This window comes from Paenibacillus faecalis, from assembly GCF_900289175.1.
In the GTDB taxonomy this organism is placed as follows: Bacteria; Bacillota; Bacilli; order Paenibacillales; family Paenibacillaceae; genus Paenibacillus_AQ; species Paenibacillus_AQ faecalis.
In genome coordinates this window covers 4,100,271-4,118,267 of record NZ_LT985747.1, presented here as the reverse complement: position 1 = coordinate 4,118,267, position 17,997 = coordinate 4,100,271, and the positions used below count along the sequence as shown (strand labels likewise).

Genomic DNA, 17,997 nt, shown 5'->3' with positions numbered 1-17,997 from the left:
AAAGCAATCAGTGAAGCATCATGGTCGCAATTTAGAACCATACTTGAGTACAAAGCAAAATGGTATGGCAAACAAGTAGTTGCTGTATCCAAAACATTTGCTTCCAGTCAACTTTGCTCGTGCTGTGGCTACCAAAATAAAGACGTTAAGAATCTCAACCTTCGTGAGTGGGATTGCCCTTCTTGTGGCACGCATCACGATAGAGATATTAACGCAGGACAAAATCTTAAAAACGAAGCTATAAGGCTTCTAACCGTAGGAACTACGGGGATAGCCTAATCAATAACTGGCGGTTACGCTGGTGTTCTTAGGAATCACCCACTTCAAACAGCTCGTAAGAGCGTTAAGTGGGGGTAGTTCAATAGTATAATTAAGCTATGAAATTACAGTGCAGGCAAATGTTGTGATTCGTTGCAACTGGTTCTGATGGAGTTATTATGAGGGGGAGGAGTGGGCTTGAACAAGCGGCATATAAAAACCATCATTATTGTATTCAGTCTCATTGTTGCTTCAGCAGGAGCCATTGTAATCATTAATAATTTGGCTAACAGTAAAATAACCGAACAAAATGAACTCATCACCCAAACGGATGATGACAAGTTACCAGAGTGGAAGAAAGAAGCTCTTCGTAAAGCTAATACTAGACCTGCGGCAAGAGTTGCTACAGAATATGGGGATTTTTATTATGTACCGACTCCCAATCCATATCCAAGGGAGCAAGTTGTAAATTTGGACAATGATTACGAGAGTGTAACGTCTGAGACCAAGCAGGTTATTTTAAACGGTTTCTATTACGAGAAGAACTAATGGATCGGGGAAGAAGAGGGCTCAGCACTATTCTTATTTGCTTGTTGTGAAGCCCTCTGACCTTCAAATTACCTTTCTAAATTGAAATGCTTCAAGCGTTTAAGGCTTAAGGTGCTAAGTTATTTAACTGTTCCAACTTCTCCCGCATTTGATCCAGCGTTTGGGATATTTCGGTGTTTCTAAAATCGGTCACGCCGTTCTGGATTTGTTCTTTATAGCTGTCAATCTCCTGGCTGAGCGTTTGGCTATAGCCTACAAGCTGGTCATGAATGTCCCTAGCGAATGCCGGAGCTTCCAGCCCAGTGAATTCAGAGATGCTGGCTTTCATGTTGTCCAGTTCTTCATTCAGTTGTTGAAAGGCATTACTATTGTTAGCTGCTTGCTCGGCCAAATCAGGAATCGTTCCTGCAAACTGAGTCGCTTCGTTTATAAACGAGGCGGTTTGTTCTGTGTAATCCAAAGAATTGTTCACATCCTCCACCAAGGAACAACCGGATAACAGTATAAGCACAAGCATGATGCCGAGCCATCTTCCTAACTTCATGCGAAAACCTCCTGATTATTTAAAAATGTGATTTCTTCAACTATTACTACGCAAGAAAGAAGGATTGGTTTGACCCAATCCTTAATGTTTACCCGATTTCATTGTTTGTTGAAATTGACATAAGCTTAGGACTAGATGCATTTTTAGAGCAATCTGCCGTGGAACAGGTTAAGTAAGCTTAGAATGGTGCTGATGATCGTTCCTAAGGGAGTAGCTCCCAAAGCTGTGTTTTTTAGATCAGGGGTAGGCAAAACAGGCGTTCCCGGACCCAAGTCTGTCATATCCACCATAGAGGAAGGACCTGTATTGCCACACAAATTAGGGGTTAGTTTCCCGTTTTGTTTGCCTGCAAATACGATGTACTCTTTTCCTGGCTCAAATACGACCCATATGTTGGCCTTTAGCGTCACCGTTGTTTGTGACGGGTCTCCTTTCCACCAGGTAGACACTTGGAAAGTTAAACTATCGGACGATTCGGATATGAGCGTGCCTTTAAACGTTATTGTAGAGCGCTCTATCTCCTCTGTTACAGGCTTCGGTCCAGCGCAAGACAGAGCAGAAGCTGCTGGTACACGAAAGCCAAACAACAAACTTAAAGCACATGCACAAGCAGCGATTAATATTATTCCTTTGTTCATGATAACCCCCCTCAATCTATTATCTCTTTTGACGGGAATTGCATTTAAATGGTTGCACCAGAGGGATCAACGTTAAAAAATCCGCAAGCATGTCCTCTGAAGTCGAGGGTCACCTTGCGGATTACACAGCTGTATCTTGCAATTCTGTGATGGTCTGGTTTTTGCCGCTGCGTTTGGCTGCGTAGAGCAAAGAATCGGCTTCCGAGAAAATCGCGGCTTTGCCTGAACCATAACGGTAAGAGGCAAGACCAATGCTGACCGTCACAGTCTTGTCGTTCATTTCCGGGTGTCGCTTTGCTCCGATCTGTGTACGGATCTGTTCGATCGTACCGTACGCTTGCTCCAAGGTCTTGTCCGTAAAAATGACGGCGAATTCTTCCCCGCCATATCTTGCTGTAATATCGTCTGGTGACAATATCGATTCTTTTATCACCCCGGATACGCGTCTCAGGATCACATCCCCTACAGCATGTCCATATGTATCGTTTACATGTTTGAAATTATCGATGTCGATGATCGCCAGTTGCAGTGAAAGTTCATACTTATCACTTTGAATCAGCAGATGATCCAGATACTCATGAAACGTTTTATGATTGTACAAATCGGTCAGTGCATCAAACTTCGTCTGCCGGTCCATGATTACGGAACGAATCAGCATATCTTGCTCCGATTTTATGGATTTGCTCAAGTGATTGGTAATTTCTTTTCCCCGTTTCAGGAGATTGTACAGAATAAAAAAAGCCCCCAGCATAACCAATGTATAAGACAGCAATCCGTAAGTGTTGTCTAATTTAAGCAATTCCGGGTTGAATGTATAGAATGCTGCAATAACGATAGCATTGGTAGCGAGTGCAAAAACGAGTTTTCGCTGTTTATCGAAGAACAGGGATATAATCATGGGGAGCAGGAGCAAATACTTAATTCCGTCCACCGTTTCGTTGAAAATGATCAAGATGGTTGAGAGGGCAGTGCCGGTCAAGATTATGAGGTAAGGACTTTCTCTTTTCAACTGTCGGATAACAAACTCACAGCTTCCCACAATGATAAGCTGAAGCGTGAAGGGGATCATCGTTTCAACGAGGATTTTGTCCTCACCGAATGTTTGATAGCGTGACGCGATGAACAAGGTTGCAAGCTCCACAAACAGGGAAATAAGGACGACTGCCCAATAAAAATTCAAAATTTTGCGATTCCATACGGTACGACGGTCATCCTTCCACTGAACCTCGCTCATTGTTGATCTCACCACCCTTGCTGCTCGGTTAATGAAAACAAATGGTTATTTATTGAAAAATGATCCTGTTGCTTATATTTATTGTAATATAGCGTCTGAGAATAATCTATACATTTTGCAGGGGTGTCCCTAGTCACAAGGACTCACTTAAAGACACCCCTGCGAATCGTTTGTCATCCTTATGCGTACAGTGATGAGGATGCTGCATTTTTGGGGATAATGAATTCTACCGTTGTGCCCATATTAGGTGTGCTCTTGATTTTCAAGCCTGTACCGTATAATCGCTTAAGTCGTCTATTCGTATTTACTAGGCCAATACCTTGTCCAACCGTGTTGCTATCATCATATATTTTGCTTATTTGTTCCTGTTCCATGCCTACACCATCATCTATAATTTGTATTTTGGTGTATTCCTTGTTATCTGCGATTCTTATACAGATGGTTCCACTGGAGCCTTTATTAAGAATCCCATGACGAACCGCATTCTCTACGAGCGTCTGAATTGAAAGCGGCGGGATTTCTATATCTATATGCTCATCGACTTCCCATTTAATCTGGATGCGGTCCCCAAATCTTTCGCTTTCTATATACAAATACGATTTTACGAGATTAAGCTCATTTTCAATGGGGATCACTTGTTTTAAATTTTCTTCTTTAAAGCTGCCGTACAAATACTCCCCGAACTTTTCCAACAAAATGTCCATCCTGTCGGAATCTATTGTACTTAAAGAGGAAATCGCATTTAATGTGTTAAATAAAAAATGGGGCCGAATTTGTGCCTGAAGCCACGCTGACTCCATATAGTGTTTTTCAATAATCGACTGTTTTAAATGAATCAGTGCTATACTGCGGGACTTCAGCTCAAGCGCATTGATCGGTTTTGCAACGTAATCATTTGCCCCTAGCGTAAAACCGACATTGATGTCCTCCGTATAGTTTCTCGATGTCAGCAACAAAATAGGAAGCTCAATGATGGAATAACGCTCCCTGATCAGCTCTGTTAATTCATAGCCTGACATAAATGGCATCGTTACATCTATGATGAATAAATCCCATTCCTCGGCATTTAATAACTTCAACGCCTCTGTACCGCTGGTTACGGTTGCGACCCTGTATTGATCTGATGGGAAAATTCGGCTGATCATGACTAAATTGCTGGGGTCATCGTCTACCACTAGAATATGACGTGTTTTAGAAGAAACCGAATTTTCTTTTTTACTCTCTTTTGCCTTATCAGTGCTCTCTGCCGGGCTAAATTCAAGTTCGTTATCCGGCTGCTCTTGTTTGCTGGCCAGGGGAAGGGTAATAATAAATTGGGTTTCCAAGCCTGCTTCAGACTTAAGCTTTAGGCTGCCTCCATGCAGTTCAATCAGTCTTTCAGAAACCTTTAACCCTAATTCCAAAGCCTCATCATCTTGAAAACCTTCGCTACAAGCAGCTTTTAACTTTTCACGGGCTTCCTTATCCATCAAGGCTCCCGTTTCCTGCACATAAATAACGGCCATGTGATCATTCACCTTGGCGTGTACGATGATTTTACCGGAATAAGTACATTTCATGGCACTTCCCAAGATATTGAAAAAAATTTGAACAAGCCGGCTTTCATCTGCCCAAACATTCGGTAAATGGGCTGGAATCGCAGATGTTAATTCAGTTTGGTTGCCCTCAGCTGAATATTTCAGCATATCAAACACACTGGCGATCACCGCATGTAAATTGATGCTTTTCGGGTGGATTTGTATCATTTGCTCTTTTAAGCGTGTAAAATCAAGCAAATCATTCAGTGCGAAGGACATGCTTCTTCCTATATTAATAATGTACTTTAGGTCACTTTTATATTTATTCGTCATGGAGCTGTTGTCTCGGTCGTATAACGTTTGTGCAATGGTAGTCATCTTGTTTAACGGGTTCCAAATTTTCCGTGTACTGCTAGTTAAAAAATCATCCTTTAATTGATCCGCTCGCTTCAGCTCATCAACGAGTTCTGCAACCTGCCGGCTCTGCCGGTAAAAGCGCTTGAACCAGAAAACGGCCAATCCCAAAATAGCGCATAAATAATCAAAGGGATAGAAAGGGATCTCCAGGTCAAATAGCTCCTTGATCAGCCCCCAAAGAATGCCTGAAGTTGTGCCTATTATGACGACAGCGATGAAAAAAGACTCATTATTGTATTGAAAATATTCTTTCAACGCTAGAGAAGCAACGGAAAGAAAAGATATCGTATAAAGAATGAAAAAGATAATGTCGATCTGCAACAAATAGCGCAGTGGCAAAATTACAATGAGCAATGCACTGATTCCGTAGCAGATAACGAACCAGCGTAAACGTCTATATGACCTGAAATTGGTCAACAAAACACTCATGATCTGTACCAGAAACAATGCAGCTCCGAGGTAAATCAGCTCTTTAAATTTAAATGACCATTCGTAGTTAAAATGCAGCCATTCCATTGTAGAACTGTTATACGTAATCAGCTCGTCCGTAGCCGGAAGCAAAAAGCCTACTGCGAAGATAAGAAAAATTTTGTTTCGGTGAATAAACACATATATCAGGACACAGTAGAGACTATGAAGAAAAAGAATGACTACCATGCCGATCAATAAGATATGCTCAAAATTTTGCTTCTTTGCCATCGCTTCAGATGAACCGAATTTAATTGGGTTCTTCACCGCAATTCCATAAGAGGTGTCAAAGTTCGAAATATGCAAAACGATATCGATTTCATTGTTTTCGACAGAGAATGAAACAACATAAGGGTTCCCTTTGCCTACATGATCTTCCTTGTTATCAGATACAGTACCTGATCCGCCTTTAAACTGATCGTTTATGTATAGCGCAGACGCCGTGTTCGTTGATGGTATACGTATAGAAAATACTTCATCTGAATGTTCATTCATAACAATTTTCAAGTGATAGGTTCCGAATTGACGGGTTGAAGTTTCATCTGCAGCTTTGGGTATTTTTCGAGTGCCCTCGGCATCTGAATTCAAGGTTTGAGGACTCACGAGCTGTTCTGGATAAAAATCCCACTCTCCATCAAGGTTAATGACGGGGTTATCTTCCAAATTGTATCCCCGGAGATCTAAAAGTCCGTTTTGAGCGGCAGGATGAGGCGGTGGATCATGGTATGCAAGCCACAACAAACGAAAAATGGTTAATAAGATCATGAGTAGGATAAGGATCAAAATGTATTTCCATCGATTTCTTTTTGAGTCCGTCATATCTAAATCCCTTTCAAGAGTTTTAATGCCATGTTATACGCAGTATATTGATAAGAGATAAGTAACGCATAATTTAATCCTAATAAGAGCGCTGCCTACCCAGCAGCGCTCTATATAAAACATTGTATGGAAGTTTAAAAATGAAGAGGGCACGGCTTCAATTACTCTTTTAGTATACTGAACTCTATGCCGCCGTACCAATGCTTATTTGCTTTTATTCCATTCCATTAGGGTTAAAGAAAGGGAGATTGGACATGTTTAAACAAACGGAGATATCTTTTTCATTGTACGAGCTGTTAAATGGACAGGACTTGGATGAGAAGCAGCATGTAGCTATGATGCTCTTGACGGTAACGGAGGATCACTGGCCGCATACCGCTATGGTTAGTGTAGGAGAGGTTGTCGCTTTAGATCAGGCAAAAATGCGACTGTCGCTCTGGCCAGGAACAGTGACAACCACTAACATTCTTCGCATGGGTCAGGCCCAACTTGTTGCTTTTCATAACGGTGCAGCTCATTATGTAAGACTTAGTCTGACCCGATTGCCAGAGCTTCCTCAAGCTTTGCATCCGCGTGTACGTTTTGCAGCCGAGGTCACTGCGGTGAAAGAAGATGTTGCCAAATACGCGGATATTAACTCCGGCGTGACCATAACGCTCAAGAATCCGTCAGATGTGATTCAGAGATGGAAAGAGACGCTTGCTGAATTGCTGGAGTAATCAGGAAGCTCCTCAAATAGGGGAGCTGCGGGCTATGGGATAATTTTTGCAGGATGTTATATTTTAGCTGTTTTTTGCATAGTATAATATTAGAGCTTGATCCAGAATTTTTTCAAAACATTTGTTTCGAAAATATAAACCACAGCAATTGCCAAAGAACTTGAATTATGATAATATAGGAGTATCGAAAGCGACCTGAATTCACATATTGTAGAGGGTTGTAATTTCCGGTAACCTTGTACAATATGTGAATTTTTTTATTCGTCTACGAAGTAAAAAAAGGTCATGTAAATAATCTCCAAGGAGGTCATCCCCATGCAAACAGGAACTGTTAAATGGTTTAATGCAGAGAAGGGCTTCGGATTTATCGAAGTTGAAGGCGGAAACGATGTATTCGTTCACTTCAGCGCGATTCAAGGCGAAGGCTTCAAAACGTTGGACGAAGGACAACGCGTTGAATTCAACATCGTTGAAGGAAACCGTGGACCACAAGCTGAAAACGTTGTAAAACTGTAAGTTCTAAAGGCTAGCTGCCCTTAATGTGAGACATTAAGGGCAGCTTTGTTTATATTCTGAAGGCGAGGACAAGGAGGAGGAGTGTTCATGTATTCACGTAAAAATGCTGCGGAAAGCATACCTGAGGAAATGACCGAGGTATGGTCATGTACGAACAAAGATTGCAAGGGCTGGATACGCGATGACTTCGCATTTGAGATCGAACCGGATTGTATGTTGTGTCAATCTCCAATGGTCAAGGAAACGAGAATGCTGCCTTTGCTCGTCAATTCGAATAACAAGAAGAAACGCTAGTTCATATGAGGTGTGTTTCTTCGGATGCCTGATTCGACGGAAATAGCGGCTTAGAACCATAAGGGGTTACGGTCGTTTCTTTTCGAAGATGTACGAACTTTCGCAATCTTCATATCATGTCTGATGTTTAAATATGATGGGGCTGGTTAGTAATAAATGTCCCATCATTAAGACGACTGGGCATGTGAAATTGCGAGAAGCGCATAAATTCCAAAAGGAGTGAACCGTATTGAATACGCATAACGAGGTGCTTAAGCGCAACATTGACAACATGATTATGCAGCAAAATCAGGAAGGTTTGAACAACCAGGAAAAGTTTATCATGCAGAAGCTGATGAGGGAGAAATTCCAACTCGAGCATGAGAGCAAGCATGAGAACATCGAAGTCTATAAGAAGTAAGGGTTTGGAGTTATCTTGGTAACCGATGGTTGTTTGATTATACAAGAGGCGTGAACATGCGGGGGCATCCGCAGTTCACGCCTCTTTGTTATGCGGCTCTTCACATTAGTGTATAAAACATGTAATCTATGAAAATGCAGCTAATGTGATTTATATCATGATCTACTGGACAAAGGAAGTGTGTTCATGGAAGTTCAATCCCTGCTGATCTGCAATGAATCATCGTATTAGCGAAAAAACAACCCGCTCACAAGGACAGCCCTGAACACGGACCGGGCATACATTGAGAGCGGGTTGTCTTCATTAATGAATGAAAACATGTCTAGTTAATACCTTAAATGATACATAATAAATCCAAATATAACAGCGATAACGATAAAAACACCTGTAGCGGCCAGCGTCGTCAGCATGTCACTAAACAATCCTCGTTGTAACAGCCCTTTTTGCTTTTCGTCACATTTCCTTTCAGATACGTCTTGTTCAATGAGATCCAAATGTTCAGGGCCCATAACCATCGAACAACACCCCCTGTTGTTGTTTTTATATCTAAATTTTACCATACAAATGTTTGTTATACAAAAAAACTTGAGATGCCTGCTGTTACTTGATATACCATTATATACTTCACCGTCAGTATAATTTGCGAAAAAGACACCGTATAAATTCATATCGCCAAAACGTCTTTAGCGGGATGAATAATACGGTGTCTTATTTATAGGATGAAAATGTGAATATTCCAAGTAAAGGGATTTCAATCATGTCGCTTTATTGAGCTGTTTCCAGTAAAGACAGCATCAATTCCATCTTGCGTCTAATTTCCTTCTGCCATTTCACATCGCCAAGCTGGATGGCAAGATTCAACAGGTCCAAATAATCGTCGATCTGGAGGTTGGTACGTCGGAGGTTAGATTTCATAGGTTCGGCTTCTCCTTTATATGTGGTGTTTCGATTCAAATTCTCATTGCATTCTCACTCTGCCGGTAATGATAATCATTATCATATATATCTTTATTATAATGGCTCCCGGCTGGATTGCAAGTTGAATTATAAAAAACGTTGACGATATTTACGCGGAGAGATTCCTTCCTGTTTGGCGAAGCAGGAGGTGAAATAAGCGGCGTGGTTAAAACCGACATCCTCAGCAACCTGGCTCACTGTCAGGTTGGTTTGAAGCAGCAGCAGCTTGGCTTGTTCAATCCGGTAGCGCTGCAAATACTCTACTGGAGAGCAGCCAAATTCTTTTTGCATGCAGCGTGCGATATACACGGGGTGGAAGTTAATGCTTTCACCAAGCTTTTGAGCTTTAAATTCTTCCCGGTAATGCTTTCGCAAATAAGCGGCTGCCTGCTCTGCGCAGGAAGAAGAGGGAGAAGACACTGGAGTGTCGAGTGCGGCGATAAGCTGCTCGAATACTCCTTGAAATAGAAGCTGTTGTCTCCACAGTGACTGGTTACGATGTCCGTGTTGGACAAGCGCAGTAAGAGAATCCAGCAGATCATAAGCTTTTTGTGGCTGCGGCAACATACCAAACTGAGGAACCCGGACTGTAAAGTAGTTAGGTGAAAATGGCTGAAGCTCAAGCGACTCCTCCTTCTTGGGAGCCAAGCCCTGCTCATCCGAAAGCCATCCGCCGGACGTCTGAAAATGCAGCCAATAATGGATTGTGTCCTCCGTACAGCCTTGCGTCGGAAAATGGTGTGTATCCGGCCGCAAAATTAGGAATGATCCAGCGACGATATCGAACGGACGTCCGTTCTCTGTGATAAATAAGCAGCCTTTTCGGACGATAATCAAATCAAATATACCGATATTTCGCCGGTTGGGATGTCGATCCCCTACGGAAGCTTCATACACCCCGCTAATAATGTATTCAGGAAGCGGAGGGATGGTAAAGTGAAGAACAGTCATCTGAGGGCTCCTTTCCAAGTTTGAATTTTATAAGTTCACGTTCATAAAGTGATATCTAAAAATCAGCATATCATCTATAATTAAATGCTGTTGCAAGTGATTGTACTGAATATTCGTTTAGCTCGTCAATAATGTTGGAGGTTTGAATGTTGGATAAAGAAAAAAGTAAATTTGCCTTATGGGTTTTGGTCTGGCCCATTTTTATCGAATTGTTTCTTCAATTTTTGCTCGGTGCGGTAGATACGCTGATGGTTAGCCGGATATCGGATGATGCGGTCGCCGTGGTTGGGTTTTCCAATCAGTTGTTTCAAGCGATGACAACGCTGTTCACCATGGTCGCAAGCGGGGCTGGTATTCTGATCGCTCAAAAGCTGGGGTCCCGTAAACCTCTCGAGGCTCGGAAAATTGGAATTATGGCACTGAGCGTCAGCACGTTGATCGGCGTGTTGCTTAGTGTTGTTCTATATATGTTTCCTACTCAGATCTCTTCAGTCCTCCAGCTTCCGGATCGGTTATTGCCGCTGGCAGGCACGTATGTTTCTATCGTTGGCGGAGGGATGATTCTGATTGCGATGATGTCCACGATGAGCACGGTCATACGGAATACAGGCAATACCAAAGGGCCGATGTACGTTGCCATCGGGATGAACGTTATTCACGTGTTTCTCAACTACGGTTTTATATTTGGAGCCTTCGGTTTGCCGCAGTGGGGATTGACCGGCGTGGCGATTTCAACGGTGACTAGTCGGATGTTGGCTGTAGTGATGCTGATGTTAATGTTTCTTCGTTCCTTCGACTATCCGATACGCTTCCGTGAATTTCGTATATTCGATAAATCGTTGTTTAAAGAGATATTGGACATTGGCTGGCCTCTCGGTATTAATACGTCCTGCTGGGTTTTTTCACAGCTTATCATATACACGTTCATCGCTACGATCGGACCAACGGAGCTGGCAGCACGCACATATATGAATACGCTTGAGTCTATGTGTTTCCTGCTGGGCATGTCCATTGCGATGGGCGCCCAGATCCAGATTGCGCATCTGTATGGAGCGGGGAAAACGAGAGAAGCGTATAAAGCAGCATACCGCGCCCTTGGGATCGGAGGGATTTTTGTTGGAGTGAACGCGCTGTTAATTTACGTATTCGGTGCACAGATTCTCGGATTATTTACGAAAGATTCCGAAATTATTATGATCGGTGTTTCACTGCTCGGCTTAAATCTGATTTTACAGCCTGGCAAGCTGTTGAACATGACTCTTGGAAATGCGCTAAATGCGCTGGGAGATACTCGGTTTACGATGTATATTTCACTTGGATCGATGTGGCTGATCGCTACAGGCCTGTCTTATGTGCTCGGTATCCATTACGGCTGGGGCCTGGTCGGAATTTACTTATGTATGATTGCAGATGAATATGTGCGCGGGCTGCTCTCATTTTTGCGCTGGCGTGGTCAGAAGGTACTTCGAAAGGCGGAAATGGCACAGCGCTCAGGTATGCTTAAAGATTCGGAAGAATCTGCTGTTCCCGCGAACGCATAAATTGTTAATAGCTCATCATTCCTCCTGATATTCAACTTTGCCGTAAGCTTTTCTGCTAAAATGGGTCATAAAGGATACAAAGTTTTATGATTTCAGGAGGGGAAACGTGATGAATGTTACTGAAGCGATACGTACGCGCCGCAGCATGGGGAAAGTCAAGCAAGACCCGGTACCGCAGGAAAGCATTGAACAGATTTTAGAAGCGGGGACGTGGGCCCCGAACCATAAGCATACAGAGCCGTGGCGCTTTTTTGTGATGAGAGAAGGAGGCCGTGAGCTTTTAGGGAATGTACTGGCTGATGTTGCCGAAAGCAAGGCAAGCGAGAAGTCGAAAGAGGAAGTGACTGCTTTACGTGAAGCGGCACAGAGAAAAGCGCTGCGTTCACCAGTGATCATCGGTGTGGCTGTTGTTCCTTCCGACGATCCTAAGGTGATTGAACTTGAGGAATATGGTGCTGTTTTTGCAGCGATTCAAAATATGCTGTTGCAGGCTCACGCTCTGGATTTGGGTGCGATTTGGAGAACCGGTGATCCTTGTTTCCATCCGCTGATGAATAAAGCATTCGGTCTTCGGGAGAAGGATAAAATGCTTGGATTTATTTATCTCGGCGTTCCCGATATGGAGCCCAAGCAGGGCAAGCGTGAGGATGCCATCACTAAGACAGTATGGGTGAACGAGCCGATCAAAAGTCTGAATGATTTACTGGAACATTAATTTCATTTTTGCAGTATAATAGACCTGTGTTTGTCGAAGAATGACGAATTGAACGATCAGGACATACATAGGGGGATTAGATTTCATTGAATTTCAAGAAATGGGATATGGGTAGCAAGATGATTGTGATCGCTACATGTGCAGCAATCATTTCATTTTTCTTCAAATGGGTGGATGCCGGGTACGTTTCTCAGAATGGATTTAGTCAAGGAGCCGTATTTTTCATACTGTTGTTTCTTTATCCATTATGGATCGTCCTTCGTGAAAAGCAGATGAACAAGGTGGTCGGGAATTTGATGGCTATAGTCGCTATCATACTTACCATGATTTATGTGATGTCCAAAACGGTGAATGTTCTCGGTTCCACCTTCAATGCTGCTTCCAGCGGTCCTTATTTGTTTATGGCAGCCTGTGGTCTACTCATATTAGGTATTCACAAGCGCCGAAATTGAACGATAGAGAGTTATATTTGAATAGTACGCCTTAGGAAAGAACTGACCAGAAACGGGACAATGATATGCCGTTTTTGTCAGTTCTTTTTTTGATATAAAGTCTAAGAAAATAAATATTTGAACCAAATCAACTGGTAAATCGTACTATACGTAGACTCATGAAACCAAGGAGGAGATTAAATGAAGAAAAGGTTATCGTGGATACTGACCGTTGCATTGGTACTGGTGCTGCTTGTTCCGACAACGGTTATGGCGTCCGCGGGCGGCAAAGAAGCTGGCACCAGTCAGGACCTGAGTAAGATCGCTGCGGAGAAAGCGGCACTTCTCACGGAAAAGTATGGGACGACAAGTGTTCAATATGCATTGATCGATAACGGAACTATAACCGTATCAGGTCAGGCGGGCCTCAATGATATGGAAGGGAAGAAGCCGCTGACGAAGGATACAATGTATGGCATCGGATCAACGAGTAAAGTGTTTACAGCTGCTGCCGTTATGAAATTGGTTCAGGAAGGGAAAATCAATCTGGATTCCCCTCTGGTTCAATACATACCCGATTTTACAATGAAGGATGAGCGCTACAAACAGATTACCCCGCGTATGCTGTTGAATCATTCCTCAGGCCTGCACGGGTCCAGCTTTAGAAATGCATTTTTGTTCGAAGACAATGACACTTTTGCGCATGACACGCTGTTAAAGCAACTGTCTGTGCAAACTTTGAAAGCTGATCCGGGAGCGTTTTCTGTTTATAGCAACGATGGATTTACGCTAGCTGAAATTTTGGTGGAGAGAGTAAGCGGGAGGGATTTCACGGCATTCCTTCATCAGCATTTTATGAAGCCATTAGGAATGAAGCACACCAAGACCTCACAGGATGAACTGGAATCCGATCAAATGGCGGCGCTTTACTATCCTGTGTATCAAGGACAGCTTCCGATTGAGACGACCAATGTGATTGGTACCGGTGGAGTTTATTCTACGGCTGAGGATCTGGTCCGATTCTCGCAAATATTTACAGGACAAGTGGACGATATCCTCTCGGCTCAGTCAGTGCGGGCGATGGAACAGGCAGAATATAAAAAGGGACTGTGGCCCGAAGAAGCAGATAATTCGTTCGATTATGGACTGGGTTGGGACAGTGTAAGGCTGTTTCCTTTTAACGACTATGGAATAAAAGCTTTGACCAAAGGCGGAGACACGACGATGTACCATGCTTCTCTCATTGTCCTTCCGGAGCAGAACATGGCTGCAGCCGTATTATCGTCAGGAGGTTCCAGCTCATTGAATCAGATGCTTGCAACTGAGATGCTGCTTCAAGCGTTGAAAGAGAAGGAGATCATTCAGGAGATTAAGCCAGCGAAATCATTTGGTCAACCAGTCAAGGCTGATATGCCGAAAGACGTCATGAAACACGCAGGTTACTACGGCTCTTTAAACTCACAGTTTGAGATTGCCATCCGGGAAAACGGCGAACTGACCTTGTCAACGCCGCTCGCACCAGACACTCCAGGGCAGGAATATGTTTATACTTCTGATGGATCGTTTGTTAATCAGGAGGGCAGTTCGAAACTCCGCTTTGTGACGGAGAAGAATGGACGCACCTATTTATGGTCCAATGATTATTTGACCATTCCGGATCTTGGGCAACAGGCTTTATCTCACTACATGGCTGAGAAGTTAGAGGAACATACCATATCAGAAGAATCGGCAAAAGCATGGGAAAAACGAGAAGGCAAAACGTATTATCCTTTAAACGAAAAGTACACTTCTGTAATGTATTTTATCATGAAACCGACATTGCAAATCAGCCGTACAGAGGCGCTGCCTGGCTATCTGTTAGACAAAAAAATAACCGGGCCGGACACGACAGCGAGCCACATTCAAATCCCGGGGATGATGGGTAGAGATACATTTGAGCATCGCTTTTACACAAAGGGAGGGGTAGAGTATTTTGAGGCTGCAGGAGCCTTGTATGTAAGCGAAGAACAGATTAAATCGCTTTATAAAGGAAAACAGTCTACAGTTACCCTGAACAAAGAGGGGCATGCCAAGTGGTATACGGTTCCGAACAAGGCTGTCGGCAAAACGATGACAGTAGATATGCCGGAAAACGGTGCTTTTGCAGTATATGATGGGCAAGGATTGTGTACGAACTTCACTGTAGTCAGCGGTAATAATAAAGTAAAGCTGCCTGAAGATGGCGTGATTGTATTCGCTGGTGACCCAGGCTCCTCTTTCGAAATTACTTTGAAATAACTTGAAGACAGCACTTATTTGAACATTATTCTTATACTTTGTAGGAAAAGCTTGTTCCACCCTGTATGTCGGGAGGAATGAGCTTTTTTCTGATTTCATCTATAATATATTATTGGAGCGGCATTTCGTAATTAGCTTGCAAACAATCATATATTGATACTATTATTTAATTGGCTCATTTCAGTAGATTCAATATATTTCTATTCGTTTTGGCAGGCGTTTATCGTATACTATAGAGATGGATGGAAACAGGAGAGGGGAAAAGCAATAATGAGTAAAGGAGCCGTCAGAGGCAACTTATCCGAAATTTCACTGGTTAGAGCTATGGCGATTATCGGTGTATTGTCTGTACACGCTACATCGTTCGCAACGGTGAATATGAAGGAATCGAATTTTTACTTTTTGTATAGTTTTTTTAATATTTTTATGAAGATCGGTACGCCTGTATTTTTATTTTTGAGCAGCTTCGTGTTGTTCTACAGTTATTTTTCGCGTCCGCTGGACAAAAAGTTAGTCAGTAATTTTTACAAGAAAAGATTACAGTATATCATCGTTCCTTATGTATTATTTTCGGTGTTTTACTTTTTAATATTACATTTCATGTACTATCAGGATCGTTCTTTACAAGAGGCTATGGAGAAGTTCATAGTTCAGCTGTTTACGGGGAAAGCCTATACGCATCTGTACTTTATATTTATTAGTATTCAATTTTACTTGATGTTTCCGCTGCTTCTTTGGCTGTTTAAACGTTTTCCAAGTCTTGTAAAATGGGCTGTGCCTGCCGGATTCATCATTCAATATGCATTTATTATTCTGAATAAAAATTTCACGTTTACGGATAGACCTGCCAGCTGGGCATTTCACTATATGTCTTACTTGATGCTTGGAGCAGCTCTGGGAATTTATTATCCGAAGCTGAAGGCGTGGTTCCAGATCCAAAAGGAAAATGTAACAGCATCCCGTCTCACAGGCTGGGTTGTGCTGTGGGTGGTCTGGCTGATAGCCTCTTTCGCCCATGTGTACGTGTATCATACCGCCCGCTTGTATGGTGCGAAATATGATTCTCTGCTGTATCACTTCCTATGGAATGCGCAGACGATTACGGCAGGGTTGGTAGGCATACAGGTTGCGAATCTGATACTCCGACATGGATGGCCATGGTTAAAGAAATTTATGACAAGGCTTGGAGAGCTTTCATTTGGTATTTATCTTATTCATCCGTTCTTTTTACTGGTATACCGGGAGTACCCGCCGAAAACAGGCTTCTCGCCTCTTGTTCACTTGTGGTACCTGGGAGGGTTCGCGCTGGCTCTTGCAGCGTCCTGGGTAGTCGTATCTTTAACCGTACGCTGGATGCCGAAGTCCTGGATCATCTTTGGTAAAGTGCCGCCTGCGAAGCGCAAACCACGTGTTACCACGGAAAAAGGAGTTTCTGTATAGTCGAAAAGCTGTATATAAAAAAATGAACTTCGGATTTGCCGATCAGGCAGATCCGAAGTTTTTTTAAATCCAATCATTCTTTTACAAACTGTTTTGTACTGCGAACCGTATCAATTGGCCGGACCATGCTTTCAATTTCCTTGCGTTTCCCTTCCAGGAATGGAGGCAGGGATAATTTCTCGCCAAGCGTTTCATATGGCTCATCTCCCATAAAGCCTGGTCCATCGGTAGCGAATTCAAACAGGATTTGCGGCGCGACTCTTGCATATAAGGATTCGAAGAAGTAGCGGTTCACATATCCAGAATTGCGAAGCTGGAAGCTGTCCAGTCGATCAATCCATTCCTCCAAAACAGAGCGATCTTCTACGCGGAAGGCGGCATGGTGTACCGTACCGAAGCCTTGCTGTGCTCTAGGAAGAACAGCATTATATTCAACGATAACCTGTGCTCCGTTGCCGCCTTCGCCAACTTCAAACAGATGGAGGGAACCCTCTTTGTCGATTTCTTTAAACATCAGTACCTTTTCCATCATTTGTTTGAAGTTTTCAAAGTTGGACACACGTACGAAAATCGGCCCTAGTCCCGTGATTGCATGCTCTAAAGGTATCGGTCCATTTTGCCAAGGCACTCCGGAAGCGACCCCCTCGTTATCCTCATCCGAGATCAGTTGATACTGCTGGTCGTCGAAATCAACGAAAGACAGTGTCTTTTTCCCGAATAATTCTTTAATTCCATGATGCTTTACATTCAGACGATCAAATCTCTTTACCCAGTAATCCAGTGCGGCATCATTTGGCACGCGGAATGAAGTTTTGTATATCTCGTCTGTCCCATGCGTTCCTTTAGGGATGCCAGGGAAGTCAAAGAACGTCATATCTGTTCCTGCACTGCCCTTATCATCAGCGAAGAATAAGTGATACGTCTGGATATCGTCCTGATTTACGGTTTTCTTGACCAGTCTCATACCGAGAACATAGGTGAAAAACTCATAGTTTTTCTCCGCACTGCTGGTAATGGCTGTTACGTGGTGTATTCCTTTTAATCCATTCATGATGAACCCTCCACATCTATTATGATTAAGTTTTTACATTTTATCGGCAAAATATTATTTACACATTAAATATCTTTAAGTTAAGATAATGTTATCATGGATTGGTATTGTCGTCAATCTTCAATAAACCCAAAATTTGATTTTAAAACGATAAAGTGCTTTAACTCACATTAGATGGGATTCGTTTGAGGGTCTTTCAGGGAATTGCTATACTGTAACTATGGTCTAATGACCTTAAGTAATTTACATAAGTTCAGTTCA

The 17,997-nt window shown here is 42.8% G+C and carries 18 protein-coding genes and 1 pseudogene; 11 read left to right on the top strand and 8 right to left on the bottom strand.

Going from position 1 to position 17,997, the window contains the following annotated elements; all coding sequences use genetic code 11:
* Together C8268_RS19310 and C8268_RS19305 are read left to right on the top strand one after the other, a co-directional pair.
* Window positions 1–279, top strand: a pseudogene (locus C8268_RS19310) (RNA-guided endonuclease TnpB family protein); the annotation flags it as partial.
* A 177-nt stretch (window positions 280–456) separates the two neighbouring features.
* Window positions 457–807, top strand: coding sequence for a hypothetical protein (locus C8268_RS19305; protein WP_106769171.1), 351 nt, complete (start codon window positions 457–459; stop codon window positions 805–807).
* A gap of 106 nt (window positions 808–913) precedes the next feature.
* Here C8268_RS19305 and C8268_RS19300 read toward each other — a convergent pair whose 3' ends face one another.
* The 4 genes from C8268_RS19300 to C8268_RS19285 all read right to left on the bottom strand — a co-directional run bounded on the left by C8268_RS19300 (window position 914) and on the right by C8268_RS19285 (window position 6,444).
* Complete coding sequence (locus C8268_RS19300) at window positions 914–1,351, bottom strand: DUF6376 family protein (RefSeq protein ID WP_106769170.1); 438 nt, start codon at window positions 1,349–1,351, stop codon at window positions 914–916.
* A 143-nt stretch (window positions 1,352–1,494) separates the two neighbouring features.
* Complete coding sequence (locus C8268_RS19295) at window positions 1,495–1,989, bottom strand: hypothetical protein (protein ID WP_106769169.1); 495 nt, start codon at window positions 1,987–1,989, stop codon at window positions 1,495–1,497.
* 121 nt (window positions 1,990–2,110) lie between these two features.
* Entirely contained in the window at window positions 2,111–3,223 is a 1,113-nt protein-coding gene (locus tag C8268_RS19290; protein WP_106769168.1) for a GGDEF domain-containing protein, read from the bottom strand.
* A 179-nt stretch (window positions 3,224–3,402) separates the two neighbouring features.
* The gene (locus C8268_RS19285; RefSeq protein ID WP_106769167.1) at window positions 3,403–6,444 is read right to left on the bottom strand and encodes a hybrid sensor histidine kinase/response regulator; all 3,042 of its coding nucleotides are present in this window, start codon (window positions 6,442–6,444) and stop codon (window positions 3,403–3,405) included.
* Window positions 6,445–6,698: 254 nt separating this feature from the next.
* Here C8268_RS19285 and C8268_RS19280 point away from each other — a divergent pair, with 254 nt between their 5' ends.
* From C8268_RS19280 to C8268_RS23005, 4 genes are all read left to right on the top strand, one after another.
* On the top strand, window positions 6,699–7,163 hold the full coding sequence (locus C8268_RS19280; protein ID WP_106769166.1) for a hypothetical protein: 465 nt from the start codon (window positions 6,699–6,701) through the stop codon (window positions 7,161–7,163).
* A gap of 315 nt (window positions 7,164–7,478) precedes the next feature.
* Entirely contained in the window at window positions 7,479–7,679 is a 201-nt protein-coding gene (locus C8268_RS19275; protein WP_106769165.1) for a cold-shock protein, read from the top strand.
* Between the two features lie 87 nt (window positions 7,680–7,766).
* Window positions 7,767–7,973, top strand: a complete 207-nt coding sequence (locus tag C8268_RS19270) for a cold-shock protein (RefSeq protein WP_106769164.1) — start codon at window positions 7,767–7,769, stop codon at window positions 7,971–7,973.
* A gap of 229 nt (window positions 7,974–8,202) precedes the next feature.
* Window positions 8,203–8,373, top strand: a complete 171-nt coding sequence (locus tag C8268_RS23005) for a hypothetical protein (RefSeq protein ID WP_199794873.1) — start codon at window positions 8,203–8,205, stop codon at window positions 8,371–8,373.
* Window positions 8,374–8,699: 326 nt separating this feature from the next.
* Here C8268_RS23005 and C8268_RS19265 read toward each other — a convergent pair whose 3' ends face one another.
* The 3 genes from C8268_RS19265 to C8268_RS19260 form a co-directional block, all read right to left on the bottom strand.
* Window positions 8,700–8,888 carry a hypothetical protein gene (locus C8268_RS19265; protein WP_106769163.1) on the bottom strand — a complete coding sequence of 63 codons (189 nt, stop codon included), beginning with the start codon at window positions 8,886–8,888 and terminating at the stop codon, window positions 8,700–8,702.
* A gap of 250 nt (window positions 8,889–9,138) precedes the next feature.
* Window positions 9,139–9,288 (bottom strand): hypothetical protein, encoded by a 150-nt coding sequence (locus tag C8268_RS23000; protein WP_199794871.1) that lies wholly within the window; start codon window positions 9,286–9,288, stop codon window positions 9,139–9,141.
* 129 nt (window positions 9,289–9,417) lie between these two features.
* Window positions 9,418–10,281 (bottom strand): helix-turn-helix transcriptional regulator, encoded by an 864-nt coding sequence (locus C8268_RS19260; protein WP_106769162.1) that lies wholly within the window; start codon window positions 10,279–10,281, stop codon window positions 9,418–9,420.
* Window positions 10,282–10,427: 146 nt separating this feature from the next.
* Between C8268_RS19260 and C8268_RS19255 the strand changes: the two genes are divergently transcribed.
* The 5 genes from C8268_RS19255 to C8268_RS19235 all read left to right on the top strand — a co-directional run bounded on the left by C8268_RS19255 (window position 10,428) and on the right by C8268_RS19235 (window position 16,685).
* Entirely contained in the window at window positions 10,428–11,822 is a 1,395-nt protein-coding gene (locus tag C8268_RS19255; protein WP_106769161.1) for an MATE family efflux transporter, read from the top strand.
* Between the two features lie 109 nt (window positions 11,823–11,931).
* The gene (locus C8268_RS19250; RefSeq protein ID WP_106769160.1) at window positions 11,932–12,537 is read left to right on the top strand and encodes a nitroreductase family protein; all 606 of its coding nucleotides are present in this window, start codon (window positions 11,932–11,934) and stop codon (window positions 12,535–12,537) included.
* A gap of 86 nt (window positions 12,538–12,623) precedes the next feature.
* A complete protein-coding gene (locus C8268_RS19245; protein ID WP_234032904.1) occupies window positions 12,624–12,989 on the top strand; it encodes a hypothetical protein in 366 nt (121 codons plus the stop codon).
* A 180-nt stretch (window positions 12,990–13,169) separates the two neighbouring features.
* The gene (locus tag C8268_RS19240) at window positions 13,170–15,245 is read left to right on the top strand and encodes a serine hydrolase domain-containing protein (protein WP_106769158.1); all 2,076 of its coding nucleotides are present in this window, start codon (window positions 13,170–13,172) and stop codon (window positions 15,243–15,245) included.
* Between the two features lie 270 nt (window positions 15,246–15,515).
* A complete protein-coding gene (locus C8268_RS19235; RefSeq protein ID WP_106769157.1) occupies window positions 15,516–16,685 on the top strand; it encodes an acyltransferase in 1,170 nt (389 codons plus the stop codon).
* Between the two features lie 73 nt (window positions 16,686–16,758).
* Here C8268_RS19235 and C8268_RS19230 read toward each other — a convergent pair whose 3' ends face one another.
* Complete coding sequence (locus C8268_RS19230; protein WP_106769156.1) at window positions 16,759–17,736, bottom strand: ring-cleaving dioxygenase; 978 nt, start codon at window positions 17,734–17,736, stop codon at window positions 16,759–16,761.
* Window positions 17,737–17,997: the final 261 nt, after the last annotated feature.

What these genes read in the sequence shown, in the direction of transcription:
- C8268_RS19260 (WP_106769162.1), bottom strand. Translation starts at nt 10,281, where the DNA reads ATGACTGTTCTTCACTTTACCATCCCTCCGCTTCCTGAATACATTATT.
- C8268_RS19300 (WP_106769170.1), bottom strand. Translation starts at nt 1,351, where the DNA reads ATGAAGTTAGGAAGATGGCTCGGCATCATGCTTGTGCTTATACTGTTA.
- C8268_RS23000 (WP_199794871.1), bottom strand. Translation starts at nt 9,288, where the DNA reads ATGAAATCTAACCTCCGACGTACCAACCTCCAGATCGACGATTATTTG.
- C8268_RS19270 (WP_106769164.1), top strand. Translation starts at nt 7,767, where the DNA reads ATGTATTCACGTAAAAATGCTGCGGAAAGCATACCTGAGGAAATGACC.
- C8268_RS19285 (WP_106769167.1), bottom strand. Translation starts at nt 6,444, where the DNA reads ATGACGGACTCAAAAAGAAATCGATGGAAATACATTTTGATCCTTATC.
- C8268_RS19240 (WP_106769158.1), top strand. Translation starts at nt 13,170, where the DNA reads ATGAAGAAAAGGTTATCGTGGATACTGACCGTTGCATTGGTACTGGTG.
- C8268_RS19280 (WP_106769166.1), top strand. Translation starts at nt 6,699, where the DNA reads ATGTTTAAACAAACGGAGATATCTTTTTCATTGTACGAGCTGTTAAAT.
- C8268_RS19265 (WP_106769163.1), bottom strand. Translation starts at nt 8,888, where the DNA reads ATGGTTATGGGCCCTGAACATTTGGATCTCATTGAACAAGACGTATCT.
- C8268_RS19275 (WP_106769165.1), top strand. Translation starts at nt 7,479, where the DNA reads ATGCAAACAGGAACTGTTAAATGGTTTAATGCAGAGAAGGGCTTCGGA.
- C8268_RS19290 (WP_106769168.1), bottom strand. Translation starts at nt 3,223, where the DNA reads ATGAGCGAGGTTCAGTGGAAGGATGACCGTCGTACCGTATGGAATCGC.
- C8268_RS19230 (WP_106769156.1), bottom strand. Translation starts at nt 17,736, where the DNA reads ATGAATGGATTAAAAGGAATACACCACGTAACAGCCATTACCAGCAGT.
- C8268_RS19250 (WP_106769160.1), top strand. Translation starts at nt 11,932, where the DNA reads ATGAATGTTACTGAAGCGATACGTACGCGCCGCAGCATGGGGAAAGTC.
- C8268_RS19235 (WP_106769157.1), top strand. Translation starts at nt 15,516, where the DNA reads ATGAGTAAAGGAGCCGTCAGAGGCAACTTATCCGAAATTTCACTGGTT.
- C8268_RS19255 (WP_106769161.1), top strand. Translation starts at nt 10,428, where the DNA reads ATGTTGGATAAAGAAAAAAGTAAATTTGCCTTATGGGTTTTGGTCTGG.
- C8268_RS19295 (WP_106769169.1), bottom strand. Translation starts at nt 1,989, where the DNA reads ATGAACAAAGGAATAATATTAATCGCTGCTTGTGCATGTGCTTTAAGT.